The following is a 24,622-nucleotide window of genomic DNA, read 5'->3' as shown; positions in this document are numbered from 1 at the left end:
TAGAACCCGCAGTTAGAACCCTCAGCTTGAACCCGCGCCTCAGGCGACGCGCTGCGTCGGCGGCGTGAGCGTGTCGCGGGTCTGCGAGACCGGTGCGGTCGGCGTGCCGGGCGTGCGCGTGTTGCGATTGGCCTTCCACTTGGCGCGCACGAACGGCTGATTGTGGCCCGACACCGTGAGCGCCAGATTCGTCACCCAGCGGTGCGTGGGCACGCGCACGTCGTGCACGGCGAACGCCAGCGCCGCAAGGCTCAGCGTGACCACCGCCGCCGAAATGCGCGTGGACGGCGTCTTCCACCAATAGATCACGAACGCGAGCGCGGTGAGCGCCCCGACGATGCAGCCCGTGACGGCTTCGGACGGCGAATGCGCGACCAGCACCACGCGCGACGCCCCGACCGCGATACCCACTGCCAGCCCGATCGCCACGCCCGTGGCGCGCAGCGCCGTGCGGCTGCCTTGCAGCATCAGGAAAAAGGCCACCGGATAGACCGCCGTGGAGAGCATGGCGTGCCCGCTCAGACCCGTGAAATCGTAGGAACGCACGCCCACGCCCCAGCCCAGGAACGCGATTTTGGTGACCGTGACGAGGCCGATTGACGCACCCAGCAGGAACAGCCAGCTTGCCGCCATGCGCCACGAATAGCCCGTGAGCAGCCACAGCGCGATCCCGAGCGCGAGCGGCAAGGTCAGGCCTGCGCCGCCGAGGTTCGTGATCGAGATCCAGAGATGTGAGGGTAAGTCGGGCATGGCAGGGCGCCGGGGTGACGCGGGCGTTAGAGGGTATCCATTGTTTAACGCGCGAGCGGCTGGGTGGGCCGACACGCGCGTCGCGTGACATTCCAGTATAGCGGCGTCTCAGAATGGGTCTGTGCGGTGCAGTGCACGAAAGTGCCGGATCGACCGGCTGGATTCGTTGGACAAGCGTTTCTGCAGCGCGTGCGGAATGGTGTTATTGTGCATCGCACAACGGATGGCCGTGGCAATTCGCCTCGGGTGTCCGACCCCCTTTCACGAGGCCGCTGATGACGAAAAATCTGACGAAGCTATGGGCGGGTGGCATGCAGCGTCTGCTCGCCATCCAGAAACGCGCAGCCCGCGAGGCGCTGCGGGAGGCTGGCGTGCACACGCCGGACGTGCAGGACATGTGGCGTGGCGCCCAGCAGGCCGCGCATGCCGCGGGCGAAGCCGTGGCGCGCGCAGTTCACGGCGCGCAGACGCAGACTGCCGAGCAAACCGAGGCCGCACGGCCGCCGGTGCGCGAATCGCGCGTCGGTCCGCGTGCTGCCGCGTGGGCGGCGGGCGAATGGCATCGCGATGACTATCTCGCCCCGGGCATGTCGCGGCCGCTCGCTTACGGTCTGTATCTGCCGCCGGGGCTCGACACCACGGACATGCCGCTCGTGGTCATGCTGCACGGCTGCAAGCAGACGATGGATTCGTTCGCGGAAGGCACGCGCATGAACCTGCTGGCCGACAAGCACGGCTTCGCGGTGCTCTACCCGGAGCAGTCGGCGCAGGCGCATCCGCATCAGTGCTGGCACTGGTATGACGCGCGTCAGGCGGCGGGCGGCGGCGAGGTGACGGCGATCATCTCGCTCATCGATTCGCTCGCGCAGACGCATGGCTTCGACCGCTCGCGCGTCTATCTGGCGGGTTTGTCGGCGGGCGCGGGGCTGGCTTCGATGCTGGCGGTGCGCGCGCCGGGCCGTTTCGCGGCCGTGGCGCTGCATTCGGGACCGGCGTTCGGCGAGGCGCGCTCGGGCGTATCGGCGCTCGACGTGATGCGGCGCGGATTGCATCACGATCCGGTCGCACTCGTCGACGATCAACTGGCGGGCCGCGCGTATCCGGGCATGCCGGCGCTGATCGTGCAGGGCGACGCCGATGCGGTCGTCGCGCCGGTCAATGCCGAGCAGCTCGCGGCGCAGTTCCTGCGTCTGAACGGTCTCGCCGATGCGGATGGCGTGCGTCGCGGCGTCGTCTCGCATGAAAGCGAGGGCGACGGCTACACGCTGCACGACTATGCGCGCGACGGCGCGAGCGTGGTGCGCCTGTGCCGCGTGAGCGCGCTCGATCACGCCTGGAGCGGCGGCGACGATACCGTGCCGTTCCACTCGTCGGCAGGCCCGGACGCCAGCGCAATGATCTGGGACTTTTTCGCATCGAAGCGCCGCGAAGCTGTGGCCGACGACTTCTACGAGGACGGTGAACTGGCCCAAGGCGCGGGCTGAGCACGGCAATTCGGCGGCAATTCGTTGAACAGATGCGACAATCCGTGTCACATTCAGGGTTTACCCTAGTCAGGGTTTTCCCTATAATGGCTCTATTCCTTCCGCGGGCGAGTGCCCAAATTATCGGAGCCAGACCATGTACCTGATCAGCCGCCTTTTCCTGTTCCTCACGAAATCCGCCGAAACCTCGCGCAAAGAGCGCGAAGAAGCCTACCTGTCTGAATCGGCCGACATCTACGATCTGGAATTCCGCATGCGCAAGCTCGACCGCGAGAAGACCGGCCGTCAACCGTCGTGGATGAACCACTACGGCTAAGCCGGTCGGCGCAATCGCGTCGCCCTGGTTGCAATTGCAGTAGTTGCAGTAACCGCAGTTCCCAGTCGAAGTCGGAAAAGCAAACGGGGCGCACCATGGCGCCCCGCGGGTGTGACCAGCCGCATCGCGCGGCAGGCTTTAGCGTCCCGAACCCGGCGAATTTGACGAATCGGGCAGATCGGCGGCGGTTTTTTCCTGCACGCCGTAGCAGCCGCGATAGGTCGCGTAGAACGAGCAGTAGAGCATCGTCGTGACCAGAATGAGCGCCGGCATCAGGATCGCCAGCGCGAAATCACCGGCGCCCAGCGCGCGCAGCAGCGCCGACAGTCCCAGCGACACCCCGATCGATACGGCGAACCACAGCGCGCCGTACACCACGAACGCCCCCTTGTTGCGCCAGCAGCTCACGATGCTGAAGAACATTGCCTTGACCGGCGGCACGTCGTGCCACGCGGTCAGCACCGGCGCGAACCAGAACATCATCGAAACCGGCACGTAGGCCGCCAGCGAGGCGAGCACGGCGAACGGCACATTGGTGTTTTCCAGCGCCTCGGTGTCGAGCGAGCCGCCCAGCGTCATCAGGCGCAGCAGCGTGCCGCCGTCCACGAGCGCCGATGCCGCGAGCACGAGCGTCATTGCCACCACGTAAATCCCGCCCAGCACGAACAGATGCTTCGTGACCGCTTGCCCATACGAGCGGAAACCGTCGACGAGAATGGTCGGAAACACCGGCTTGCCCGCGATGGTGTCGCGGCACGCGGCCATGAAACCCACGGCGATGCCCGGCACGAAGATGAGCGGCAGCACGCCGCCGATCACCGGGACCGCGGAGATGAGCGTCATCGCCAGCAGATACGCGAAGAACAGCGTGAGAAAGGCGAGCGGATTGCGGCGGAACAGCCAGATGCCCTGGCGGAACCACACATAACCCTGCTTCGCGGGGACTTCGATCAGTTGCATGAACGGTGGGAGTGTGCGTGAAAGGCGTCGGGCACGCCGGCGCGGCGCGCGCGCAGGATGCGCTCGAAATGGCCCGGATCGTGCGGCTTGAGCAGCTCGGCCGAGCGCGGCAGATAAAAATCATACAGGCGCGAGACCCAGAAGCGGTACGCGCCCGCGCGCAGCATGTCGGTCCAGTGGCGGCTTTCCTCGGGCGTGAACGGACGCACGGTCTGGTAGGCGCGCAGCATCGCTTCGACGCGCGCGGTGTCGAGTTCGCCGGTCGCGAGGTCGACGCACCAGTCGTTCACGGTCACGGCCACGTCGAACACCCACTTGTCGCAGCCCGCGAAATAGAAGTCGAAGAAGCCGCCGAGGCGCACCGTGTGGCCCGTTTCCGGGTTCGCGTGCGCGAACAGGGCGTTGTCGCGGAACAGATCGCAGTGGCACGCGCCGCCGGGCAGCGCGGCGTAGTCGTCGCTCGCGAAGAATGCCTGCTGATGCGCCAGCTCGCTTTCGAGCAGATCGCGCTGCGCGCCGTCGAGGAACGGCGCGACGGTCGGCACGGTCTCCTGCCACCACGACAGGCTGCGCAGATTCGGCTGGTCGCCCGTGAAGTCGCGGCCCGCGAGATGCAGGCGCGCCAGCATCTGGCCGACTTCGGCGCAATGCTCGACGCCGGGCGCGAGTTCCGGCGCGCCGTCGAGCTTCGTGACGATGGCCGCGGGCTTGCCGTGCAGCAGGCCGAACAGCGCGCCGTCCTTGCGCGGCATCGGGTCGGGCACCGGCACGCGGTGCGAGGCCAGATGGCGCATCAGGTCCAGATAGAACGGCAGCTGCTGCGCCGTGAGCTTCTCGAAGATCGTCAGGACGTACTCGCCGCGCGTCGTCGTCAGGAAGAAGTTGCTGTTTTCAATGCCGGACTGGATGCCGCGAAATTCGACCACGTCGCCAAGATCGTAGTCGTGCAGCCAATGGGCAAGCTGGGTGTCGGTGACAGCGGTGAAGACGGCCATGCCTGAGGTCGTGAGGTGTTCGTAATCGGGGCCCGGTTCGCGGACGTGGCCGCTCGCGCCAGAAAGGTTTCAGGGGCGGCGTGCCAGGCGGGAGGCGGCGCGGACAGCGCACGCCGCCCGCGCGCGAAGGGACGTATCAGTAATGCAGGTTGATCGACGGCAGGCGCGTGCTGGCCTGGCCGTTCTGGCGGACTTGCGGCGAGGTGTCGGGGTTCGAGCTCATCGTGTAATGCGTGCCGAACTTCGATTGCACGTTGATCTCGACGGGCTTGCCCTTGTCGCGGTATTCGGTAATTTCGGTGCCGGTCGGGCTGACTTCGTGAAAGCTCGGCGTGCGCGGCACGTCGTTGATGTCGACCTTCGAGCTGACGCGCGCAGCCGGACGGTTGATCTTCTCCAGATTGGGCAAGCCGGCCCGTTCGTTCTCGGACTGGGCAGGCTGGGCGGACTGGGCCTCGACGGCGGTCTGGGCGTCGTCGGCCGGCGCAGCCATGGCGAACCCGCTGAACGCGAGCGTCGCCGCGGCGGCGGCTAGAAGGTGCGACTTCATTGTGATTCTCCTGTCGACCAGACCTGGCAGGTCAACGCCGTCATCTGGTCCCATGCAAGGGATGGGATCCTCCAATTCTAGCAAATTCGCGCCCCGATTCGCGTGTCGGGCCGCGCTTGCGGGGCGGCCCGCGTGCCCGCGCGGCGGGCCTCGCGCCGGGACGGGAAATCGCCCGCCTGCGCACAGGGCGATGTCAGATTGTCCTGCTTCCGTGCTAATGTCGTTCAAACGAACCAGGGCATACGACAATGAACAACGATATCAACGGGCGGCCCTTCATGACGCCACCACACGACTTTCCCGTCGAAGCCTTCGAAGACGCCGCCGACGCCGTCGCGCGCCTCGCGGCCATCTATGAGGCGAACACCTCGTTCCTGCGCGATGCGTTTGCGCGCTACCGCCGCGGCGAAGCGTTCGAGCGGCGCGTGCGCGCATGCTATCCGTTCGTGCGCATTCGCACGGCAGTGAACACGCATATCGATTCGCGGCGCTCGTACGGTTTCGTGGCGGGCCCCGGCGAATTCGAAACCACGGTCACGCGCCCGGACCTGTTCGGCAACTACTATCGCGAGCAGTTGCGCCTGCTCGCGAAGAACCATCACGTGTCGATCGAAGTGGGCGTCTCGGAGCAGCCCATTCCCGTTCACTTCGCGTTCGCCGAAGGCATTCACCTCGAAGGCGATCTCGACCGCGAGCGTCTCTTCGCGATGCGCGATGTGTTCGATACGCCCGACCTCGCGCAACTCGACGACCGCATCGTGAACGGCACCTACGAACCGGCGCCCGGCGAGCCGTTTCCGCTCGCGCTGTTCACGGCGCCGCGCGTGGACTTCTCGCTGCATCGGCTCAAGCACTACACGGCGACGGCGCCGACGCATTTCCAGAACTACGTGCTTTACACGAACTACCAGTTCTATATCGACGAGTTCGTGAAGCTCGGCCGCGCGATGATGGCGCGCACCGACGACGCCGATCTGCGCAACTACCGCAGCGAATACACCTCGTTCGTCGAGCCCGGCGACGTGGTCACGTACAACGCGAATCTCGGCGAGCAGGACGACGAGGGCACGACGCCCGCGCGTCTGCCGCAGATGCCCGCGTATCACCTCAAGCGCGCGGACGGCAGCGGCATCACGATGGTGAACATCGGCGTGGGACCGTCGAACGCGAAGACGATCACCGATCACATTGCGGTGCTGCGCCCGCACGCGTGGATCATGCTCGGCCACTGCGCGGGGCTGCGCAACACGCAGCGTCTCGGCGACTACGTGCTGGCGCACGGCTATGTGCGCGAGGATCACGTGCTGGACGCCGATCTTCCGCTGTGGGTGCCGATTCCCGCGCTCGCCGAAGTGCAGGTGGCGCTCGAACGCGCAGTCGCGCAGGTCACGCGGCTCGACGGCGTGGAACTCAAGCGCGTGATGCGCACGGGCACGGTGGCGAGCGTGGACAACCGCAACTGGGAACTGCGCGATCATCGCGAACCGGTGCAGCGCCTCTCGCAAAGCCGCGCGATCGCGCTCGACATGGAAAGCGCGACGATTGCCGCGAACGGCTTCCGCTTCCGCGTGCCGTACGGCACCTTGCTATGCGTCTCGGACAAGCCGCTGCACGGCGAACTGAAATTGCCCGGCATGGCCGATTCGTTCTATCGCGCGCAGGTCGATCAGCATTTGCAGATTGGCGTGCTGGCGATGGAGATCCTGCGCACGAACGGGCTGCATAAGCTCCACAGCCGCAAGCTGCGAAGCTTCGCGGAAGTGGCGTTCCAGTAACGCCGGGATTGGGCGGCGGGCGTCTTTGCGCGATGCGCCGTTGCGTATCGCGCTGCCCGCCGTTCAAGCCGGCGCGGCGCACATGACGCTTGCGGGCAAACGCGCGTAGCGGCCGCCGTCGATGCGGATGGCGAGGTTGCGCGACTTCACCGTCATGGCGATACGCGTGAAGGGATCCACGGGAACCGCCGTGGGCTGCCGATAGCACACGCGCCGCAGCGCTGACTCGGCAGCAGCTTCCTGGTCGAGCAGCGCGTTCATCCGATCGACCGAGCATAGCCAGCGGTGCAAGGCATACGATCCGATGATGCCAACGACAATTGCCGCAGCCGGGATGCCGAACAGGACTTCTACAGGCCATTCATTCATTTTCTGTACCGCTCCAGTGTGATTTTGGACAAGGTGAGTAGCGTGGCCAGCGCGTAAGCGGTGCAACTCAGCTTGTGAGGTGTGCCCCATGTTTCTCCAGCACCGACGCTGCCTTCGGGATGGAGGCTCAGCAGCCACATCGCCAAGATGCCGCACGATAAAACTAGCGCAAAGAAGGCAATGCAGTGATCGAGTATCCAGATCAAGTTATTCGCGCAGTTTCGACGTCTGGCCAGGCGATTTCGATGCGCCCAGCGTCGGCGCGCCGCGAATCGCGTGAGCGAAGGCGCGGGCGGTAAGGGCAGCAGTGGGCGGTGCGTGATCGAGAGATTCATGCACGGCAGCACCACGGCGAGCGCGGCGGCCATCATCGCCGGCGTGAAGAATTCCAGCGCGTGACAGGTGGCGCGGCCGCGTAGCGCGCAGATCTCGTCTCGCAACTTGTATTCGATGAGGATGAGCGCGAGCGGCGCGATCACGACGATCGCGGTCACGAGCAAATTCCAGCCGTATGTCCACGTGCGCGGCTCGCCTGTCTGCGCCGCGATGCAATCGGATTGCGGTTCTACCGGTTCGATCAATTCGTCACCTGCCGTCGCCTGTTGTCCTTCGCCTCACTGTAGTGACGCGGCGCGCGTCCGAAAGCGCGTGACGCGGGCGTGCAACACGAAGCGGCCGTGCCGTGTGCGCTCGTGCAAGCGGCGTGCGGAAAAGGTGTGAAAACCGGGGTGGCAGGCCATTCGGCCTGGTGTGCGGGCGCGGGGCCGCTGTGGGCGCGTCGGCGGCGCGAGACCCGTCCGCCGAATGGGTGCGGCGAAGTTGACGGCGAAGTCGTCGGCGAACTTGCCAGCAGGCGCAACGACAAACGGCGCTGCGCAAAAAAAGAGCCGCTCGTCAGCGGCCCGGAAATCGTGCCTTGCATCACACGAGTGAGACAAGTTTCACTCTAGGCGACGGATTGCTGCACTGCAAAATCAGCGCGCATAATCTTCAGAAGAAATCGTGGCAAGCATTGCGTGCTGTGTGTTTGGCGTCGCGTTGCAATGCAGTGTCCACGCAGTGTCCACGCAGTGTCCGCGCAGTGTCCGCGCAGTGTCCGCATATTCAAATCGCATTCCGAATCAATCCGGGGCAGCCGCGTCGCGATTGTTCACTGCCCGAATCCGCTCAATCCAATCAGACTGCCCGCCGCCAGCAGCCAGAGCGGATGAATCTTCGTGCGGAACGCGAGCACGGCGCAGACGCCGGTGATCGCCCACGCGATCCACGTCGGGTCGGAGGCTTTGGCGATCAGCACGGCGCTTGCCGCCACGAGTCCCGCCGTGACCGGCACGAGCCCGCGCTGCGCGATGCGGCGCCACGGCCGGTCCTTGAAGCGGTCCCACGCGTGGAGCGCCGCGATCGTCACGAGCGAGGACGGGCCGAACTTGGCGATCGAGGTCACCAGCATGCCGGCCCAGCCGGCCACGTGCCAGCCGACGAGCGTCACGACCATCATGTTCGGGCCGGGCGCGGCCTGCGCGAGCGCGAACAGCGCGCTGAATTCGCTGGCCGGCATCCAGTGATGCACCTCGACGACCTGGCGCTGCATCTCCGGCAGGATGGTGTTGCCGCCGCCGAACGCGAGCAGCGAAAGCTGGCTGAAGATCGCGGCGAGCGCAACGAGTGTCGAAGTCATCGCGCACCGCCTTCGCGACGCGCGGCGCGCGCGGCCAGCGCGATGCCGAGCGGCGTCAGCACGAGCATGGTCGGCAGGAGCGGTATGCGCAGCGCGGCGATCGCCACGAAACCGAGCAGCGCGACCAACGCCGCCGCCTTGTCGTGACGCAGCGGCAGCACGATCTTGAGCGCCATCGACACCAGCAGTCCGGCTGCCGCCGCCGCGAGCCCGACGAACAGATGGCGCACGTGCGGGTCGTTCTGCGTGCGCTCGTAGAGCACGCCGAGCCCGATCACGACGATCGACGGCCCCGCGATCAGGCCGAGCAGGCCCGCGAGCGCGCCGCGCCAGCCGTGAAAGCGCATGCCGATCGCCACCGACAGGTTGATGACGTTGCCGCCCGGCAGGAACTGGCACAGGCCAAGCAGATCGGTGAATTCCGCGCCGCTGAGCCAACGGCGCTGCTCGACGATGGTGCGCCGTGCGAGCGGCAGCGCGCCGCCGAACGAGGTGAAGCCGAGGCCGAGAAAGCCGAGGAAGATTTCGCGCGCGCTGGGGGCGTGCGTGGAGCTCTGCGGCGCGGCATCGGCCTGATTGGCCTGATTGGCGGGGGCGGTGGAATCCGGGGGCGCGACGGCGGGCGTATTTTTCATGCGGGGACCTCTGAGGCAAGCCGTGAGCGTAGCGCCGATCGGCTTCGCCACAAAACGATTTTTTGGGCGTTCTCTTGTGATCTAGAATCACAAGCATGACCCGCTCGCTTCCTCCCTTTCCCGCGCTGCGCGCGTTCGAAGCCGCCGCGCGGCACAACAGTTTCACGGCCGCTGCCGGCGAACTCCATGTGACTCACGGTGCCATCAGCCGTCAGGTTGCCGCGCTGGAGGCGTGGACGGGCGTGCAGGTGTTTCATCGGCACGGCAAGCGCGTCGCGCTCAACGAGCACGGCCGCCGCTATCTCGCCGCCGTGCAGGCTGCCTTCGACGACATCGCGCGCGCCACCGAGCAGTTGCGCGACACGGGCACCGTACGCGTGCTGCGCGTGAACGCGCTGCCCACCTTCGCGATGAAATGGTTGCTGCCGCGTCTTTCGCAGTTTCAGCGGCTCGCGCCCAATGTCGAACTGCGGCTGTCGACTTCGAATGCGCCGGTCGAGACGCTCGATGCGTTCGACGTCGCCGTGCGGCGCGGCCCCGCGCATTGGCGCGACTGCGCGAGCGGCCATTTTCTCGACGAAATGGAGGTGCCCGTTTGCAGTCCCGCGCTGCTCAAGCGTGCGCCGATCCAGCACGCCGACGACCTCGCGCGTCACGTCTTGCTGCACTCGGACACGCGTCCCGACGCGTGGCGCGCATGGCTCGCGGCAGCGGACGTGAAGGCGCGCTGCCGGAAGAAGCAGTCGTTCGATCACTTCTATCTGGCGCTGCAGGCGGCCGTGGATGGACTGGGCGTGGCGCTCGGCCCGCTGCCGCTGCTCGACGACGAACTGGCGTCGGGTCGGCTCGTCACGCCGCTCGCCGGTCCGTTGCTGGACGCGCGAGGCTATTGGTGGGTGGCGCGCCGCGAAGTGGCGGACGTGCCCGAGGTCGCGCAATTTTGCGGCTGGCTGGAGGAGCAGGCGCGCGCCCAGCCGGCGCAGGTCGCGGCGGCTTGATATCACGACCGATATCACGATCGATGTGGCGATCTCGGCGAGTGCGAACACGCGCCTGCAAGCCCGAAGAAAGCTGCAGAAATAAAAGCGGCGCGATGCCTTGCAGCGATCGCGCCTCGATAGCGATAAAGCGACGCTCACGCCGCGCGGGCCTTAAACCCGCGCGCCGCGACGTCAAGCTCGTTGCATCACGCCATCACAGATAGAACATGCGGTCTTCGTCCGAGTCGCCGCGCGTGGGATGTTCCTTCTCCCCTTCCTCGCCGCTGTCCTCGTAGAACTTCAGCACCGCTTCGAGCACCTGGTCCGGGTCGTCGATCACCTGCATCAGATCCATGTCTTCGGGATTGATGAGGCCCATCGGCACGAGCGCCGAGCGGAACCACGCGAGCAGGCCTTCCCAGAACTCCGCGCCCACCAGAATGATGGGGACGTGACGCGACTTCTTGGTCTGGATGAGCGTGAGCACTTCGGCCAGTTCGTCGAGCGTGCCGAAGCCGCCGGGCATCACGATGACCGCGTCCGAGTTCTTCACGAACGTGACCTTGCGCGTGAAGAAATGGCGGAAGCGCAGCGAGATGTCCTGCCACTGATTGCCCGACTGCTCGTGCGGCAACTCGATGTTCAGACCGACCGAAGGCGACTTGCCCGCGTGCGCGCCCTGGTTGGCCGCTTCCATGATGCCGGGACCGCCGCCGGAGATCACGGCGAAGCCCGCGTCGGACACTTTTCGCGCGATCGTGCTCGCCAACTGGTAGTACTTCGAGTCGGGTTTCAGGCGCGCGGAGCCATAGATGCTGACCGCTGGCCGGATCTCGGACAGGTATTCGGTCGCCTCGATAAACTCTGCCATAATCGTGAACATCTGCCACGATGCGCGCGCCTTCTTGGCCGTTGCGCGCTCTTGATCTGCGAGTGAACGCAGACTCGGAATCACTTTTCTCTTGTCCATAATGCCTGAAGAACTACGCGTGGAAACGAAGCTACAAACTGAGCTGGAAGGTAAGACCTTATTACTGGTCGACGGCTCCAGCTATCTCTATCGGGCCTTCCATGCGATGCCGGATCTGCGCGGTCCCGATGGCGAACCCACGGGCGCGCTTTACGGCATCATCAACATGCTGCGTCGAATGCGCAAGGACGTTACGGCAGAGTATAGCGCGTGCGTGTTCGATGCCAAGGGCAAGACGTTTCGCGACGACTGGTATCCCGAGTACAAGGCCAATCGTCCGTCGATGCCGGAGCCGCTCGCAGCACAAATCGAGCCCATCCACACGGCGGTGCGCGCGCTCGGCTGGCCGCTCCTGATGGTCGAAGGCGTGGAAGCCGACGACGTCATCGGCACGCTCGCGGCGCAGGCCGAAAAGCTCGGCATGAAGGTCATCGTTTCCACCGGCGACAAGGACCTCGCGCAGCTCGTGACCGACCGCGTCACGCTCATCAACACGATGACGAACGAAATGCTCGATCGCGAAGGCGTGATCGCGAAGTTCGGCGTGCCGCCCGAGCGCATCATCGACTATCTTTCGCTGATCGGCGACACCGTCGACAACGTGCCGGGCGTGAACAAGTGCGGCCCGAAAACGGCCGTGAAGTGGCTCACGCAATACGACTCGCTCGACGGCGTGATCGCGCACGCGGACGAAATCAAGGGCGCCGTGGGCGGTTATCTGCGCGACGCGCTCGACTTCCTGCCGATGGCGCGGAAGCTCGTCACGGTGGAAACGGCCTGCGATCTCGCTCCGCATCTGGAGTCGATCGACGCGTCGCTCGTCACGCGCCCCGAAGCGCGCGAGGAACTGCGCGATATCTTCGCGCGTCACGGCTTCAAGACCTGGCTGCGCGAAGTGACCGAAGCGAGCCAGCAGAGCGAGACGGTGCCCGCCGCCACCCAGGGCAACGCGCCCGCCCAGGACGCGAACGTGCAGCCCGCCTTGTTCGTCGACGCGCCGCGCCACTACGAAACCATTCAGACGTGGGAACTGTTCGACGCCTGGCTCAAGAAGATCGAAGCCGCCGAACTCACCGCGTTCGACACCGAAACCACCGCGCTCGATCCGATGGTCGCGAAGCTCGTCGGCATGTCGTTCTCGACCGAGCCTGGCGTGGCCGCGTATCTGCCGCTCGCGCATCGCGGTCCCGACGCGCCCGAGCAATTGCCGATCGACGAGGTGCTCGCGCGTTTGAAGCCCTGGCTCGAAAGCGCGCAGCACAAGAAAGTCGGCCAGCACATGAAGTACGACGAGCAGGTGCTCGCGAACTACGGCATCGAACTGGCCGGCGTCGAGCACGACACGCTGCTCGAATCGTACGTGCTCGAATCGCATCGCACGCACGACATGGACAGCCTCGCGCTGCGCCATCTCGGCATCAAGACGATCAAGTACGAAGAGGTCGCGGGCAAGGGCGCGCAGCAGATCGGTTTCGACGAAGTGGCGCTGGAAACGGCCGCTGAATACGCCGCCGAAGATGCCGACGTCACGCTGCAACTGCATCGCGCGCTCTATCCGCAGATCGCGCCGGAGAAGGGCCTCGACTACGTGTATCGCAGCATCGAGCTGCCCACTTCGCGCGTGCTGCGCAAGATGGAGCGCAACGGCGTGCTGATCGACACCGAGCGGCTCGACAAGCAGAGCGCGCAGATCGCCGTGCGTCTCGTCGAGCTCGAACAGGAAGCGTATGCGCTCGCGGGCGGCGAATTCAATCTCGGTTCGCCCAAACAGATCGGCCAGATCTTCTTCGAGAAGCTGCAATTGCCGATCGTGAAGAAAACGCCGAGCGGCGCGCCGTCCACCGACGAAGAAGTGCTGCAAAAGCTCGCCGAAGATTATCCGCTGCCGAAGCTGCTGCTCGAACATCGCGGCCTCGCCAAGCTGAAGTCCACGTACACCGACAAGCTGCCGCGCATGGTCAATGCGCAGACGGGCCGCGTGCACACGAACTACGCGCAGGCCGTCGCGGTCACGGGCCGTCTCGCGTCGAACGATCCGAATCTGCAGAACATTCCCGTGCGCACCGGCGAAGGCCGTCGCATTCGCGAGGCGTTTATCGCGTCGCCGGGTTGCAAGATCGTGTCGGCCGACTATTCGCAGATCGAGCTGCGCATCATGGCGCATATTTCGGGCGACGAATCGCTACTCGCAGCCTTCGCACGCGGCGACGACATTCACCGCGCGACCGCCGCCGAAGTGTTCGGCGTGACGCCGCTCGAAGTGAGCAACGATCAGCGCCGCATCGCCAAGGTCATCAATTTCGGCCTGATTTACGGCATGAGCGCGTTCGGGCTCGCGTCGAATCTCGGCATTACGCGCGACGCGGCGAAGCTCTATATCGACCGTTATTTCGCGCGCTATCCGGGCGTCGCGCGCTATATGGACGAGACGCGGATGGACGCGAAATCGCGCGGCTATGTAGAGACGGTGTTCGGCCGCCGACTGTGGCTGCCCGAGATCAACGGTGGCAACGGTCCGCGACGCCAGGCCGCCGAGCGTGCCGCCATCAACGCGCCGATGCAGGGTACGGCCGCCGACCTCATCAAGCTCTCGATGATCGCCGTGCAGAAGTGGCTCGACGAGCGCAAGATCGGCACGAAGATGATCATGCAGGTGCACGATGAACTGGTGCTCGAAGTGCCCGATGCGGAACTCTCCGAAGTGCGCAAGTGCCTGCCGGAACTGATGTGCTCGGTGGCGAAGCTGAAGGTGCCGCTCGTCGCCGAAGTGGGCGTGGGCGCGAACTGGGAAGAAGCGCACTGAGTTTGTTTTTTACGTGCGCGCTTTACGCGCGCGCTGAAGCCGAACCGTAACGAAGAAGCCGTAACCGCGCGAGCGGCATCGCGCAAGTGGGCGGAGCACATGCTATGCATGTGCTCGCCGGTCTTGCCGCCGCGCGTTCCGTCATCCGACAATGAACCGACGGCCGAAGGCCGCCGCTGTTTGCAGATTGTGTATCGAGGCAGGCACGCGGCGCGCATCGGACGTTCTATCGCCAATCGACATGCACGGAGAAACTATGCATCGCTTTATCGTAGTGGGAGGAGGTGCAGGCGGGCTCGAACTGGCGACGCGGCTGGGCGACCGTTACGGCGAAACGCGCGCAAAGCGCGGCCGTACGCACGCCTCGGTCACGCTGGTCGACCGCAATCCCACGCACATCTGGAAGCCGCTGCTGCACGAAGTGGCGGCGGGCAGCATGGACCCGTTCACGCAGGAACTCGAGTACGCGGCGCAGGCGCGCTGGCATGGCTTCGAGTTTCAGCAGGGCGAACTGATCGGCATCGACCGCGCGGCCAAACGCATCACGCTCGGCGTCGTGAACGACGAAGACGGCGCCGAACTGCTGCCCGAACGCGTGCTCGAATACGACACGCTCGTGCTCGCCATCGGCAGCACGACGCATTTCTTCGGTGTGCCAGGCGCGGCGGAAAACTCCATCGCGCTCGATACCGTCGCGCAGGCCGAGCGCTTTCGCAAGAAGCTCATCGCCGCCTGCATGCGCGCCGAACATCAGACGCCCGAACCCGTCACGCACGATCACGAAGGCAAGCAAGAGCCGCGCGTGCAGGTCGCGATCGTCGGCGCGGGCGCGACCGGCGTCGAATTGTCGGCGGAATTGCGCAACACCGCGCAGGTGCTTTCGGTGTACGGGCTGCACAAGCTCGATCCGAGCCACGACGTCGGCATCGTGCTGATCGAATCGGGGCCGCGCATTCTGCCCGCGCTGCCTGAGCGCGTGTCGTCGGCCACGACCGAATTGCTGGAGAAGCTCGGCGTGCGCATTCTGAGCGGCGAGCGCGTGACCGAGGTCGCGCCGGGCGTCGTGCGTACGGCGAGCGGCAAGGCCGTGCGCGCCGATCTCACGGTGTGGGCCGCGGGCATCAAGGCGCCGCAGATTCTCTCGGAACTCGACGGACTGACCGTCAACCGGCTCGGTCAGCTGATCGTGCGCCGCACGCTGCAAACCGAACTCGACGACAACGTCTTCGCGCTCGGCGACTGCGCCGCCTGCGAGTGGCCCGGCAACGAACGCGGTGTGCCGCCGCGCGCCCAGGCGGCGCACCAGGAAGCGTCGTTCCTGTTCCGCTCGATGGGACTGCGGCTCGAAGGGCGGCCGCTGCCCGAATTCACGTATCGCGACTTCGGCTCGCTCGTGTCGCTCGGCCACTTCAGCGCGGTCGGCAGTCTGATGGGCGGGCTGATCGGCGGCAGCATGCTGATCGAAGGCCTGTTCGCGCGCTTCATGTACATGTCGCTGTACCGGCTGCATATCGCGGCGCTGCACGGCTACGCGCGCATGGTGCTCGACACCGTCGCGCACTGGCTGCGGCGCACGACGCTGCCGCGCGTCAAATTGCATTGATCCCACGATGCGCCTGCGGGCGCATTTTTCTTTTGATGGCGCTGTTCTTATCGCGAGGAGCGTTGCATGCTCAAGCCCGAAGTCGATAGCCTCGTCCCGCACGTGCCGTTCGATCGGCGCACCTTTCTCAAGGCCGCGCTCGGCAGCGGATTCGCCGCTGCGGTGCTGCCGGTTTCCGCGCAGACCATCCACACCGATAGCGAAGGCCTCGACGCGGGCGAGATCGCGTTCCAGTCGAACGGCACGCTCATTCCGGCGTATCGCGCGCAGCCGCGCGGCAAGACGCATCTGCCGGTGATCATCGTGATTCACGAGATTTTCGGCGTGCACGAGCATATCGCCGATGTCTGCCGCCGCTTTGCGAAGCTCGGCTATCTGGCCATCGCGCCGGACTTCTTCGTGCGCGAGGGCGACGCCTCGGTGTATCCGACGATCCAGCAGATCAACGAAAACATCGTGAGCAAGGTTCCCGATGCGCAGGTGCTCGGCGATATCGATGCGGCTATTGCCTGGGCGGGCGAGCATGGCGGCGATGTGAAGCGCGTGGGCGTCAACGGCTTTTGCTGGGGCGGGCGTTACGCGTGGCTTTATGCGGAGCACAATCCGCGCATCAAGACGGCGGTGGCGTGGTACGGGCGCGTGGTGGGCGATCACAACGCGAATACGCCGCAGAATCCGCTCGATCTCGCGGGCAGTCTGCAAGTGCCGGTGCTGGGGCTGTACGGACGTCAGGACACCGGCATTCCGCAGGACACGCTGGAGCAGATGAAGGCGGCCATCGCGCAGGGGCCGCAGAGTGCGCGCGGTTCGCAGTTCGTCGTCTACGACGACGCGGGGCATGCATTTTTCGCCGATTACCGGCCGAGCTATCGCAAGGCCGATGCCGAGGACGGCTGGAAGCGCGCGATCGCGTGGTTCAAGGAGCACGGCGTCGGTTGAGGCCGACGCCGTTCATCACACAACGCTCTCGCGTCGATCAGGGATTCGGCCCGGTCGCCACGGGCCGCGACGGATCGGCGACCCATTCGCTCCACGAGCCGCCGTACAGCGCCGCGCCATGCATGCCGGCGATCTCCATCGCCAGCGCGTTGTGGCACGCGGTGACGCCCGAACCGCATTGCAGCACCACGTGCTCGGGCGTGATGCCCGGCAGCAGCGCCGTGAATTCCTCGCGCAGCGTGTGGGCCGACTTGAAGCGGCCGTCGTCGGTCAGGTTGTCCTTGAAGAAGCGATTCTTCGCGCCGGGAATGTGGCCGCCGACCGGATCGATGGTCTCGTTCTCGCCGCGATAGCGGTCGTTGGCGCGCGCATCGACCACGGTGAGTTCGTGCGACGTGAGATTGCGCACGAGGGCCGCCGCATCGACGGTCACCTGCAGCGGCGCGCCCGCCTTGAAGGTGCCTTGCGTGGCCGCGGGCACATCTTTCGCGAGCGGCAGGCCCGCGGCTTCCCAGGCTTGCAGGCCGCCGTCGAGCACCGCGACCGAGTCGTGGCCGAGCCAGCGCAGCAGCCACCAGAGCCGCGCCGCGTACGAGCCGCCTTGCGCGTCGTAGGCCACGACCTGCTGGCCCGCGTTCAAGCCCCAGCTCGCGAGCGTGGCGACCAGCGAGGCGCGGTCCGGCAGCGGATGGCGGCCGTTCGTGCCGGTCTTGGCGCCGGACAGATCGCGGTCGAGATGCAGATAGCGCGCGCCCGGCAGATGGCCGGCGGCATAGGCCGTTTCGCCCGCGCCCGGATCGGCCAGATCGAAACGGCAGTCGAAGACGAGCACGCTGCCCGGCGCGGCGCTCATGCGCTCGTGCAGGTTGGCGGCGGAGATCAGCGTGGTGTAGTGAGTGTGGGGCATGACGGCTCCTGGTATCGTGCGCGGCCGCCGGATGTGCGTGTGCACAGCGTGGGCCCGATGCCGTCAGTCTAAACAAAAAGACGGGCCGTAGCCCGTCTTTCCGTGATGCATGCGGTAGCGCGAAGGCGCTCGAACCGTGCCTAGATCGTGCCCAGTTCGCGGCGCAGAAACTCGTGAAAGTGCTGCATGCCGTCTTCCATCGGGCTCTGGTACGGGCCGACTTCCGAGACGCCGCGCTCCATGAGCGCGCGGCGGCCGGCGTCCATGCGCTCGGCGATCTCGTCGTCTTCGATGGCCGTTTCCATATAGGCGGCGCGCTCGGCCTCGACGAACTCACGCTCGAACAGCGTGATTTCCTCGGGGTAATAGAACTCGACGATATTGGTGGTCTTCTGCGTGCCGTTCGGAATCAGCCACGAACAGACGAGCACGTGCGGATACCACTCGATCATCAGATTCGGGTAGTAGACCATCCAGATCGCGCCGAACTCGGGCGGCTCGCCGTTGCGGAAGCGCAGGACCTCGTCGTGCCACTTGCGGTACGTGGGGCTGCCCGGCTTGCCGAGCTGGCTGTGCACGCCCACGGTCTGCACGCTGTACCACTCGCCGAACTCCCACTTCAGGTCGTCGCACGAGACGAACTGGCCGAGACCCGGATGGAACGGGACGACGTGGTAGTCCTCCAGATAGACCTCGATGAAGGTCTTCCAGTTGTAGTTGCACTCGTGCACCTCGACGTGATCGAACATATAGTCCGTGAAGTCGAGGTGTTTCGCGGGGCCGAGGCGCGCGAGATCGCGCGCGACGTCGCGCCCGGCCGACTCGAAGAGCAGGCCGTTCCACTTTTGCAGCGGCGTGTTGTTCAGGTTCAGGCAGGGCTTGTCCGCGAAGTGCGGCGCGCCGAGCAGTTCACCTTTGAGGTCGTACGTCCAGCGATGCAGCGGACATACAATATTGTCTGCGGTGCCGCGACCGTTTAGCATGATGGCCTGGCGATGGCGGCAAACGTTTGAGAGCAGTTCGATCTCGTTGCTCTTGTTGCGCACCAGCACGCGGCCCTCTTTTTCGCCGGGCAGCGCAAAATAATTCCCCGCTTCGGGCACCATCAACTCGTGGCCGACGTAGCGAGGACCTTTCTGGAAAAGCGTTTCGATTTCGCGCTGGAGAAGCGCTTCGTCAAAGTAAGCCGTGACTGGCAGCTGGCTTTGAATGGACTTCAGCTGCAATGCATTGCTCAGATTGGACATTCCCACTCCCGATGAAGACGTGAAAGCAGTGAACAACCCAACCATCGAAGATTCGATTTAGGGAGCCGGCTAGTATAACTGGTTTACCCCGGGGTGGGGTGGCTAAGTGACTGATTTTTGCCCGGTTTGCGGCGCAATTACGGCAGGAAGGCGACGAAAAAGCGACAATATCGCGGCGACCGCGGCCTTCCGGCACCGATTTGTGTAAGTCCGCGTGATGTGGCCGCCGCGGAACAGAAGCCGGCGAGCGGGGCGGATGGGGGGCTTTTGCCGTAGAATGTCCGCCTTGTTTCATTTTGGCGACCACTGATGGCGAAAACGGCATCGAAAGACCGCGCTGGCGCGGCTCAGGAAGCTGGTGTACCGGACGGATCGCACGACCCGGCCGGGGCCGAGGCTCTGCCGGACAGCTATGAGGCGGCGCTCGCCGAGCTCGACGCGCTCGTGGCGCGCATGGAAGGCGGCAGCCTGAGTCTCGAAGAATCGCTGGCCGCGTATCGTCGCGGTGCCGTGCTGGTGAAGTTCTGCCAGCAGCAGCTCGAAAAGGTTGAACAACAGGTGCGCGTGCTCGACGGCGAAACGCTGCGGCCCGCTCCCCTCAATACGACAGGCTCCGCAATGGGCGGAGACGACGATCTATGACATTTGACCAATGGACCCGGCAGGTGCTCGACCGGGTCGAAAGCGCACTCGATCACTATTTGCCGGCAGCGGACGTTCAGCCCGCGCCGCTGCATGACGCGATGCGCTATGCCGTGCTCGGCGGCGGCAAGCGGGTGCGCCCGCTGCTGTGCCACGCAGCCGGCGAACTGACCCGCGCGACGCCCGAAGCGCTCGACGCAGCGGCCTGCGCGCTGGAGATGATCCACGTCTACTCGCTCGTCCACGACGACATGCCCTGCATGGACGACGACGACATGCGCCGCGGCAAGCCCACCGTACACGTCAAATATGACGAACCGACGGCGCTGCTGGTCGGCGACGCGCTGCAATCGCAGGCTTTCATTACGCTGACGTCGGACGTGCTGGACGCGCCGCGCCAGGCATCGCTCGTGCGCGAACTCGCGCTCGCGAGCGGTTCGATCGGCATGGCCGGCGGCCAGGCGATCGATCTCGCGAGCGTGGGCCATTCGCTCACGCGCGAGCAGCTCGAAACGATGCACCGTCTGAAGACGGGCGCGCTGCTGCGCGCGTCGGTCCGCATGGGCGCGGTGGCGGGCGACACGCCTTCCGCCGAGACGCTCGCGGCACTGGACAAGTACGCTGCGGCCGTGGGCCTCGCCTTCCAGGTGGTGGACGACATTCTCGACGTGACCGCCGACTCGGCCACGCTGGGCAAGACCGCGGGCAAGGACGCGAAGGACGGCAAGCCGACCTACGTGTCGATCATCGGTCTGGATGCTTCCCGCGCCCTCGCGCAGCAGCTGCGCGCCGACGCGCACGCGGCGCTTGAACCGTTCGGCGCGCGCGCCCAGCGCCTCGCCGAACTCGCTGACCTGGTGGTGAACCGGGTTAGCTGATTGCGCCAACCCGCCCGCGCGCATGAACGGGAAGTAATGCGCGACAGAAGTGCGGGAGCGCCCGATTTCCTACAATGGAACGACGATGTACGACTTGCTGAAAACCATTGACGACCCGGCGGATTTGCGCCGCCTTGATCGCCGCCAGTTGCAACCGCTTGCCGACGAACTGCGTGCCTTCGTTCTCGACAGCGTCTCGCAAACGGGCGGCCACCTGTCGTCCAACCTTGGTACGGTCGAACTGACGATCGCGCTTCATTACGTGTTCGACACGCCGCGCGACCGCATCGTCTGGGACGTGGGCCATCAGACCTACCCGCACAAGATTCTCACGGGCCGCCGCGACCAGATGCCGACGCTGCGTCAGTTCGGCGGCATTTCGGGCTTCCCGAAACGCGACGAATCCGACTACGACACCTTCGGCACCGCGCACTCGAGCACGTCGATTTCGGCGGCGCTCGGCATGGCCATTGCGAGCAAGCTCAAGGGCGAAAACGCCACGGGCATCGCCGTGATCGGTGACGGCGCAATGACGGCCGGCATGGCCTTCGAGGCGATGAACAACGCGGGCGTCGAAGACGACGTGCCGCTGCTCGTCATCCTCAACGACAACGACATGTCGATTTCGCCGCCGGTGGGCGCGCTCAATCGCCATCTCGCGCGCCTGATGTCGGGCCGCTTCTACGCCGCCGCTCGCGCGGGCGTGGAGCGCGTGCTGCGTCACGCGCCGCCGGTGCTCGATCTCGCCCGCAAGCTCGAAGAGCACGCGAAGGGCATGATCGTGCCGGCCACGCTGTTCGAAGAATTCGGCTTCAACTACATCGGCCCGATCGACGGTCACGACCTCGACTCGCTGATCCCCACGCTGCAAAACATCAAGGAACTGCGCGGCCCGCAATTCCTGCACGTGGTGACGAAGAAAGGCCAGGGCTACAAGCTCGCCGAAGCCGACCCGGTCCTGTACCACGGTCCCGGCAAGTTCAACCCGGCCGAAGGCATCAAGCCGTCGACCACGCCCGCCAAGAAGACGTACACGCAAGTGTTCGGCGAATGGCTGTGCGATGCGGCCGAGCTGGACAGCCGCGTCGTCGGCATCACGCCGGCCATGCGCGAGGGCTCGGGCATGGTCGAGTTCGAGAAGCGCTTCCCGGACCGTTACTTCGACGTCGGCATCGCCGAGCAGCACGCGGTGACGTTCGCGGGCGGTCTCGCGGCCGAGGGCCTCAAGCCGGTGGTCGCGATCTACTCGACCTTCCTGCAACGCGGCTACGACCAGCTGATCCACGACGTGGCGCTGCAGAACCTGCCGGTGATCTTCGCGATCGACCGCGCGGGCCTCGTCGGCGCGGACGGCGCGACGCACGCGGGCGCGTATGACCTCGCGTTCATGCGCTGCATCCCGAACATGATGGTCATGGCGGCGTCGGACGAAAACGAATGCCGCCAGATGCTCTACACGGCGCTCCAGCAGGACTGCCCGACGGCCGTGCGCTATCCGCGCGGCGCGGGCACGGGCGTCGCGACCGTCAAGCAGATGGCCGCGCTGCCGGTGGGCAAGGGCGAAGTGCGCCGCGAAAGCGCCGCACCGGCAGGCAAGCGCGTGGCGATCCTCGCGTTCGGCACGATGGTTGCGCCGTCGCTGGCCGCTGCCGAAGAACTGGACGCCACCGTGGCGAACATGCGCTTCGTGAAGCCGGTCGACGCGGAGCTCGTCAAGCAGCTCGCCGAGACGCACGATTACCTCGTGACCGTCGAGGAAGGCTGCATCATGGGCGGCGCGGGTTCGGCCGTCGTGGAATCCCTGCTTGAAAGTGGGGTTATCAAGCCCGTACTACAATTGGGCCTCCCCGACCGTTTCATCGACCACGGTGAACCGGCCAAGCTGCTGGCAGGCTGTGGCCTCGACGCGGCAGGGATCGCGAAGTCGATTCGCGAGCGCTTTCTCGACCGCGCGGCGAACGCGTCCGGCAAGTCGGTGATGCGCGTCGCCTGAGTGGGATCGCGCTGAGCGGCGCCGCGGGTTTTCATCGGAAAACCCTTGCGTGCGCCGCCGCCGCCCACTCCACAATTGAACCGGCGGACGGGGTCTTGCACCCGCGCTCCGCCAGCCAGCGCCGGCTCATGCCGGCGCTTGCCATTTGCGCGCCGCAGTTCGGCGCGGCCTGAGGATAAGAACATGAATCAGATGAATCCGGCTTTCGTGATGCCGGACGTCCAGAGTTCCGTCGATACCCGCCAGATCCCGATCCAGCGCGTGGGCGTGAAGGGCGTGCGCCATCCGCTGACCGTGAAGACGGCGGCGGGCGAGGTGCAGCCGAGCGTCGGCACGTGGAATCTCGACGTTCATCTGCCCGCCGACCAGAAGGGCACGCACATGTCGCGCTTCGTGGCGCTGCTCGAAGAGAACAAGCAGCCGCTCGAACCGGCCACGTTCCGCGCGATGCTGGCCGCGATGATCGCGAAGCTCGAATCGCAGGCGGGCCGTATCGAAGTGTCGTTCCCGTACTTCGTGAAGAAGGTCGCGCCGGTGTCGGGCGTCGAAAGTCTGCTGGACTACGAAGTGACGCTCACGGGCGATGTGCGCGACGGCGTGACGCGCCTGTTCCTGCAAGTGCTCGTGCCGGTCACGAGCCTGTGCCCGTGCTCGAAGAAGATCTCGCAGTACGGCGCGCACAACCAGCGCTCGCACGTGACGATGAACGTGGAATTCGACGGCGATCTGGCGGTCGAGGAACTGATCGTCATCGCCGAGCAGGAAGCGTCGTGCGAACTGTGGGGCCTGCTCAAGCGCCCGGACGAGAAGTTCGTGACCGAGCGTGCGTATGAGAATCCGAAGTTCGTCGAGGATCTCGTGCGCGACGTGGCCGTGCGCCTGAACGCCGACGCGCGCGTGATCGCCTATACGCTCGAAGCCGAAAACTTCGAGTCGATCCACAATCACAGCGCTTACGCCGTGATCGCGCACGACAAGCGCGTATCGGCCTGATTGTCGGCCTGATTGAGCCGCGCGTTGCTCTTGCTGGTGACGTAAAAAAAGCCGCCCGAAAAGGCGGCTTTTTTATTGCGCCGATGGCGCGGGAAGCAGGCAGCTTACTGCTGCGCGAGCGACGTCAGATCCCAGCGCGGCTTCACCGTGAACGCGTAGTCGTGCGTCGCCTGGTCGGGCCAGCGCTGAAGGCGCAGCGCGCCCGCGAGCGCGATCATCGCGCCGTTGTCGGTGCACAGCGAGAGGTCGGGGTAATGCACCTCGAAGCCGCGTTTTTTCGCCGCCGCCGAGAGCTTTTCGCGCAACTGCTTGTTCGCGCCCACGCCGCCCGCGACCACGAGGCGCTTCATCTTCGTCTGCTTGAGCGCGGCCAGCGACTTGGCGGCCAGCACGTCCACGGCCGCATCGACGAAACCGCGCGCGATATCGGCCTTGCCCTGTTCGCAGATGTTCGGGCCGAGCTTCTTCACATGCGTGAGCACGGCGGTCTTCAGGCCGCTGAAGCTGAAGTCGAGATCGCCCGAATGCAGCATCGGACGCGGCAATACGATCGCGCCCGGCGTGCCGAACTCCGCGAGCCGCGAAACTTCCGGCCCGCCCGGATAGCCGAGGCCGAGCAGCTTGGCGGTTTTATCGAAGGCTTCGCCGGCGGCGTCGTCGAGCGTTTCGCCGAGGGTTTCGTAGACGCCGACATCGGTCACGCGCATCAGCTGCGTGTGGCCGCCTGAGACCAGCAGCGCGACGAACGGAAACGGCGGCGGCGCGTCGACCAGCAGCGGCGAGAGCAGGTGCCCTTCGAGATGGTGGATGCCGACGGTCGGCCGGTTCCACGCCATGGCGAGCGCGTTGGCGATGCTCGCGCCCACCAGCAGCGCGCCTGCGAGACCGGGGCCTTGCGTGAAGGCGATGGCGTCGATGTCGCTGCGCGCCGCGCCGCTTTTCGCGAGCACTTCCTCGAGCAGCGGCAGCGCGCGGCGGATATGGTCGCGCGAGGCGAGTTCGGGCACGACGCCGCCGTACTCGCGATGCATGGCGATCTGCGAATGCAGCGCGTGCGCGAGCAGGCCGCGCTCGCTGTCGTAGAGCGCGAGGCCGGTTTCGTCGCAGGAGCTTTCGATGCCGAGTACGAGCATGGTGGGGCGCGCAACGGTGGGC

23 protein-coding genes are annotated in these 24,622 nt (G+C 65.7%); 11 read left to right on the top strand and 12 right to left on the bottom strand.

The window, feature by feature from the left end:
- Positions 1-39: 39 nt before the first annotated feature.
- On the bottom strand, positions 40-750 hold the full coding sequence (locus U4Y88_RS35155; RefSeq protein WP_310633491.1) for a phosphatase PAP2 family protein: 711 nt from the start codon (positions 748-750) through the stop codon (positions 40-42).
- A gap of 275 nt (positions 751-1,025) precedes the next feature.
- On the opposite strand from U4Y88_RS35155, the gene U4Y88_RS35150 reads away from it, so the two are divergent.
- Together U4Y88_RS35150 and U4Y88_RS35145 are read left to right on the top strand one after the other, a co-directional pair.
- A complete protein-coding gene (locus tag U4Y88_RS35150; protein WP_321789467.1) occupies positions 1,026-2,234 on the top strand; it encodes a PHB depolymerase family esterase in 1,209 nt (402 codons plus the stop codon).
- A 136-nt stretch (positions 2,235-2,370) separates the two neighbouring features.
- A complete protein-coding gene (locus U4Y88_RS35145; protein ID WP_065059975.1) occupies positions 2,371-2,550 on the top strand; it encodes a DUF3563 family protein in 180 nt (59 codons plus the stop codon).
- A gap of 138 nt (positions 2,551-2,688) precedes the next feature.
- On the opposite strand, the gene U4Y88_RS35140 is transcribed toward U4Y88_RS35145, so the two are convergent.
- The 3 genes from U4Y88_RS35140 to U4Y88_RS35130 form a co-directional block, all read right to left on the bottom strand.
- Positions 2,689-3,510 (bottom strand): BPSS1780 family membrane protein, encoded by an 822-nt coding sequence (locus U4Y88_RS35140; protein ID WP_224011692.1) that lies wholly within the window; start codon positions 3,508-3,510, stop codon positions 2,689-2,691.
- Positions 3,501-4,505, bottom strand: coding sequence for a homoserine kinase (locus tag U4Y88_RS35135; protein WP_321789466.1), 1,005 nt, complete (start codon positions 4,503-4,505; stop codon positions 3,501-3,503). Before U4Y88_RS35135 ends, U4Y88_RS35140 begins: the two co-directional genes overlap by 10 nt.
- Before the next feature lie 136 nt (positions 4,506-4,641).
- A complete protein-coding gene (locus U4Y88_RS35130; RefSeq protein ID WP_224011690.1) occupies positions 4,642-5,055 on the bottom strand; it encodes a hypothetical protein in 414 nt (137 codons plus the stop codon).
- Positions 5,056-5,303: 248 nt separating this feature from the next.
- Here U4Y88_RS35130 and U4Y88_RS35125 point away from each other — a divergent pair, with 248 nt between their 5' ends.
- Positions 5,304-6,830: an AMP nucleosidase gene (locus tag U4Y88_RS35125; protein WP_310633488.1), complete on the top strand. Its 1,527-nt coding sequence runs from the start codon at positions 5,304-5,306 to the stop codon at positions 6,828-6,830.
- A 63-nt stretch (positions 6,831-6,893) separates the two neighbouring features.
- Here the strand turns inward: U4Y88_RS35125 and U4Y88_RS35120 are convergent, their stop codons facing one another.
- From U4Y88_RS35120 to U4Y88_RS35105, 4 genes are all read right to left on the bottom strand, one after another.
- A complete protein-coding gene (locus U4Y88_RS35120) occupies positions 6,894-7,199 on the bottom strand; it encodes a hypothetical protein (protein WP_224011688.1) in 306 nt (101 codons plus the stop codon).
- Positions 7,196-7,780, bottom strand: a complete 585-nt coding sequence (locus U4Y88_RS35115) for a hypothetical protein (protein ID WP_321789464.1) — start codon at positions 7,778-7,780, stop codon at positions 7,196-7,198. Before U4Y88_RS35115 ends, U4Y88_RS35120 begins: the two co-directional genes overlap by 4 nt.
- Before the next feature lie 569 nt (positions 7,781-8,349).
- Entirely contained in the window at positions 8,350-8,877 is a 528-nt protein-coding gene (locus U4Y88_RS35110; RefSeq protein WP_224011686.1) for a chromate transporter, read from the bottom strand.
- Positions 8,874-9,512 (bottom strand): chromate transporter, encoded by a 639-nt coding sequence (locus U4Y88_RS35105; RefSeq protein ID WP_321789462.1) that lies wholly within the window; start codon positions 9,510-9,512, stop codon positions 8,874-8,876. The genes U4Y88_RS35110 and U4Y88_RS35105 overlap by 4 nt, the downstream gene beginning before the upstream one ends.
- A 95-nt stretch (positions 9,513-9,607) precedes the next feature.
- Here U4Y88_RS35105 and U4Y88_RS35100 point away from each other — a divergent pair, with 95 nt between their 5' ends.
- Positions 9,608-10,510: a transcriptional regulator GcvA gene (locus U4Y88_RS35100; RefSeq protein WP_321789460.1), complete on the top strand. Its 903-nt coding sequence runs from the start codon at positions 9,608-9,610 to the stop codon at positions 10,508-10,510.
- Between the two features lie 196 nt (positions 10,511-10,706).
- Here U4Y88_RS35100 and U4Y88_RS35095 read toward each other — a convergent pair whose 3' ends face one another.
- Positions 10,707-11,462 (bottom strand): TIGR00730 family Rossman fold protein, encoded by a 756-nt coding sequence (locus tag U4Y88_RS35095; protein WP_224011683.1) that lies wholly within the window; start codon positions 11,460-11,462, stop codon positions 10,707-10,709.
- 1 nt (position 11,463) lies between these two features.
- On the opposite strand from U4Y88_RS35095, the gene polA reads away from it, so the two are divergent.
- The 3 genes from polA (at position 11,464) to U4Y88_RS35080 (ending at position 16,807) form a co-directional block, all read left to right on the top strand.
- Positions 11,464-14,265, top strand: a complete 2,802-nt coding sequence (gene polA / locus U4Y88_RS35090; RefSeq protein WP_321789518.1) for a DNA polymerase I — start codon at positions 11,464-11,466, stop codon at positions 14,263-14,265.
- A 256-nt stretch (positions 14,266-14,521) separates the two neighbouring features.
- Entirely contained in the window at positions 14,522-15,868 is a 1,347-nt protein-coding gene (locus U4Y88_RS35085; protein WP_224011682.1) for an NAD(P)/FAD-dependent oxidoreductase, read from the top strand.
- A gap of 66 nt (positions 15,869-15,934) precedes the next feature.
- Complete coding sequence (locus tag U4Y88_RS35080) at positions 15,935-16,807, top strand: dienelactone hydrolase family protein (protein WP_321789458.1); 873 nt, start codon at positions 15,935-15,937, stop codon at positions 16,805-16,807.
- 37 nt (positions 16,808-16,844) lie between these two features.
- Here U4Y88_RS35080 and U4Y88_RS35075 read toward each other — a convergent pair whose 3' ends face one another.
- Positions 16,845-17,714 carry a sulfurtransferase gene (locus U4Y88_RS35075; protein ID WP_321789456.1) on the bottom strand — a complete coding sequence of 290 codons (870 nt, stop codon included), beginning with the start codon at positions 17,712-17,714 and terminating at the stop codon, positions 16,845-16,847.
- A gap of 140 nt (positions 17,715-17,854) precedes the next feature.
- Positions 17,855-18,961 (bottom strand): aromatic ring-hydroxylating oxygenase subunit alpha, encoded by a 1,107-nt coding sequence (locus U4Y88_RS35070; RefSeq protein WP_224011679.1) that lies wholly within the window; start codon positions 18,959-18,961, stop codon positions 17,855-17,857.
- Positions 18,962-19,270: 309 nt separating this feature from the next.
- On the opposite strand from U4Y88_RS35070, the gene U4Y88_RS35065 reads away from it, so the two are divergent.
- From U4Y88_RS35065 to folE2, 4 genes are all read left to right on the top strand, one after another.
- On the top strand, positions 19,271-19,603 hold the full coding sequence (locus U4Y88_RS35065) for an exodeoxyribonuclease VII small subunit (protein ID WP_224011678.1): 333 nt from the start codon (positions 19,271-19,273) through the stop codon (positions 19,601-19,603).
- Positions 19,600-20,481, top strand: coding sequence for a polyprenyl synthetase family protein (locus tag U4Y88_RS35060; protein ID WP_224011677.1), 882 nt, complete (start codon positions 19,600-19,602; stop codon positions 20,479-20,481). Before U4Y88_RS35065 ends, U4Y88_RS35060 begins: the two co-directional genes overlap by 4 nt.
- Before the next feature lie 85 nt (positions 20,482-20,566).
- The gene (gene dxs, locus U4Y88_RS35055) at positions 20,567-22,474 is read left to right on the top strand and encodes a 1-deoxy-D-xylulose-5-phosphate synthase (RefSeq protein ID WP_224011676.1); all 1,908 of its coding nucleotides are present in this window, start codon (positions 20,567-20,569) and stop codon (positions 22,472-22,474) included.
- Positions 22,475-22,657: 183 nt separating this feature from the next.
- Positions 22,658-23,467: a GTP cyclohydrolase FolE2 gene (folE2, locus tag U4Y88_RS35050; RefSeq protein WP_321789454.1), complete on the top strand. Its 810-nt coding sequence runs from the start codon at positions 22,658-22,660 to the stop codon at positions 23,465-23,467.
- Positions 23,468-23,571: 104 nt separating this feature from the next.
- On the opposite strand, the gene tsaD is transcribed toward folE2, so the two are convergent.
- Positions 23,572-24,600 carry a tRNA (adenosine(37)-N6)-threonylcarbamoyltransferase complex transferase subunit TsaD gene (gene tsaD / locus U4Y88_RS35045; protein ID WP_224011674.1) on the bottom strand — a complete coding sequence of 343 codons (1,029 nt, stop codon included), beginning with the start codon at positions 24,598-24,600 and terminating at the stop codon, positions 23,572-23,574.
- Positions 24,601-24,622 lie beyond the last annotated feature (22 nt).

This window comes from Paraburkholderia sp. J94 (genome assembly GCF_905220285.1).
Classification (GTDB): domain Bacteria; phylum Pseudomonadota; class Gammaproteobacteria; order Burkholderiales; family Burkholderiaceae; genus Paraburkholderia; species Paraburkholderia tropica_A.
Note: the sequence above shows the minus strand (reverse complement) of the source record. Positions and strands in the feature narration are given on the sequence as shown.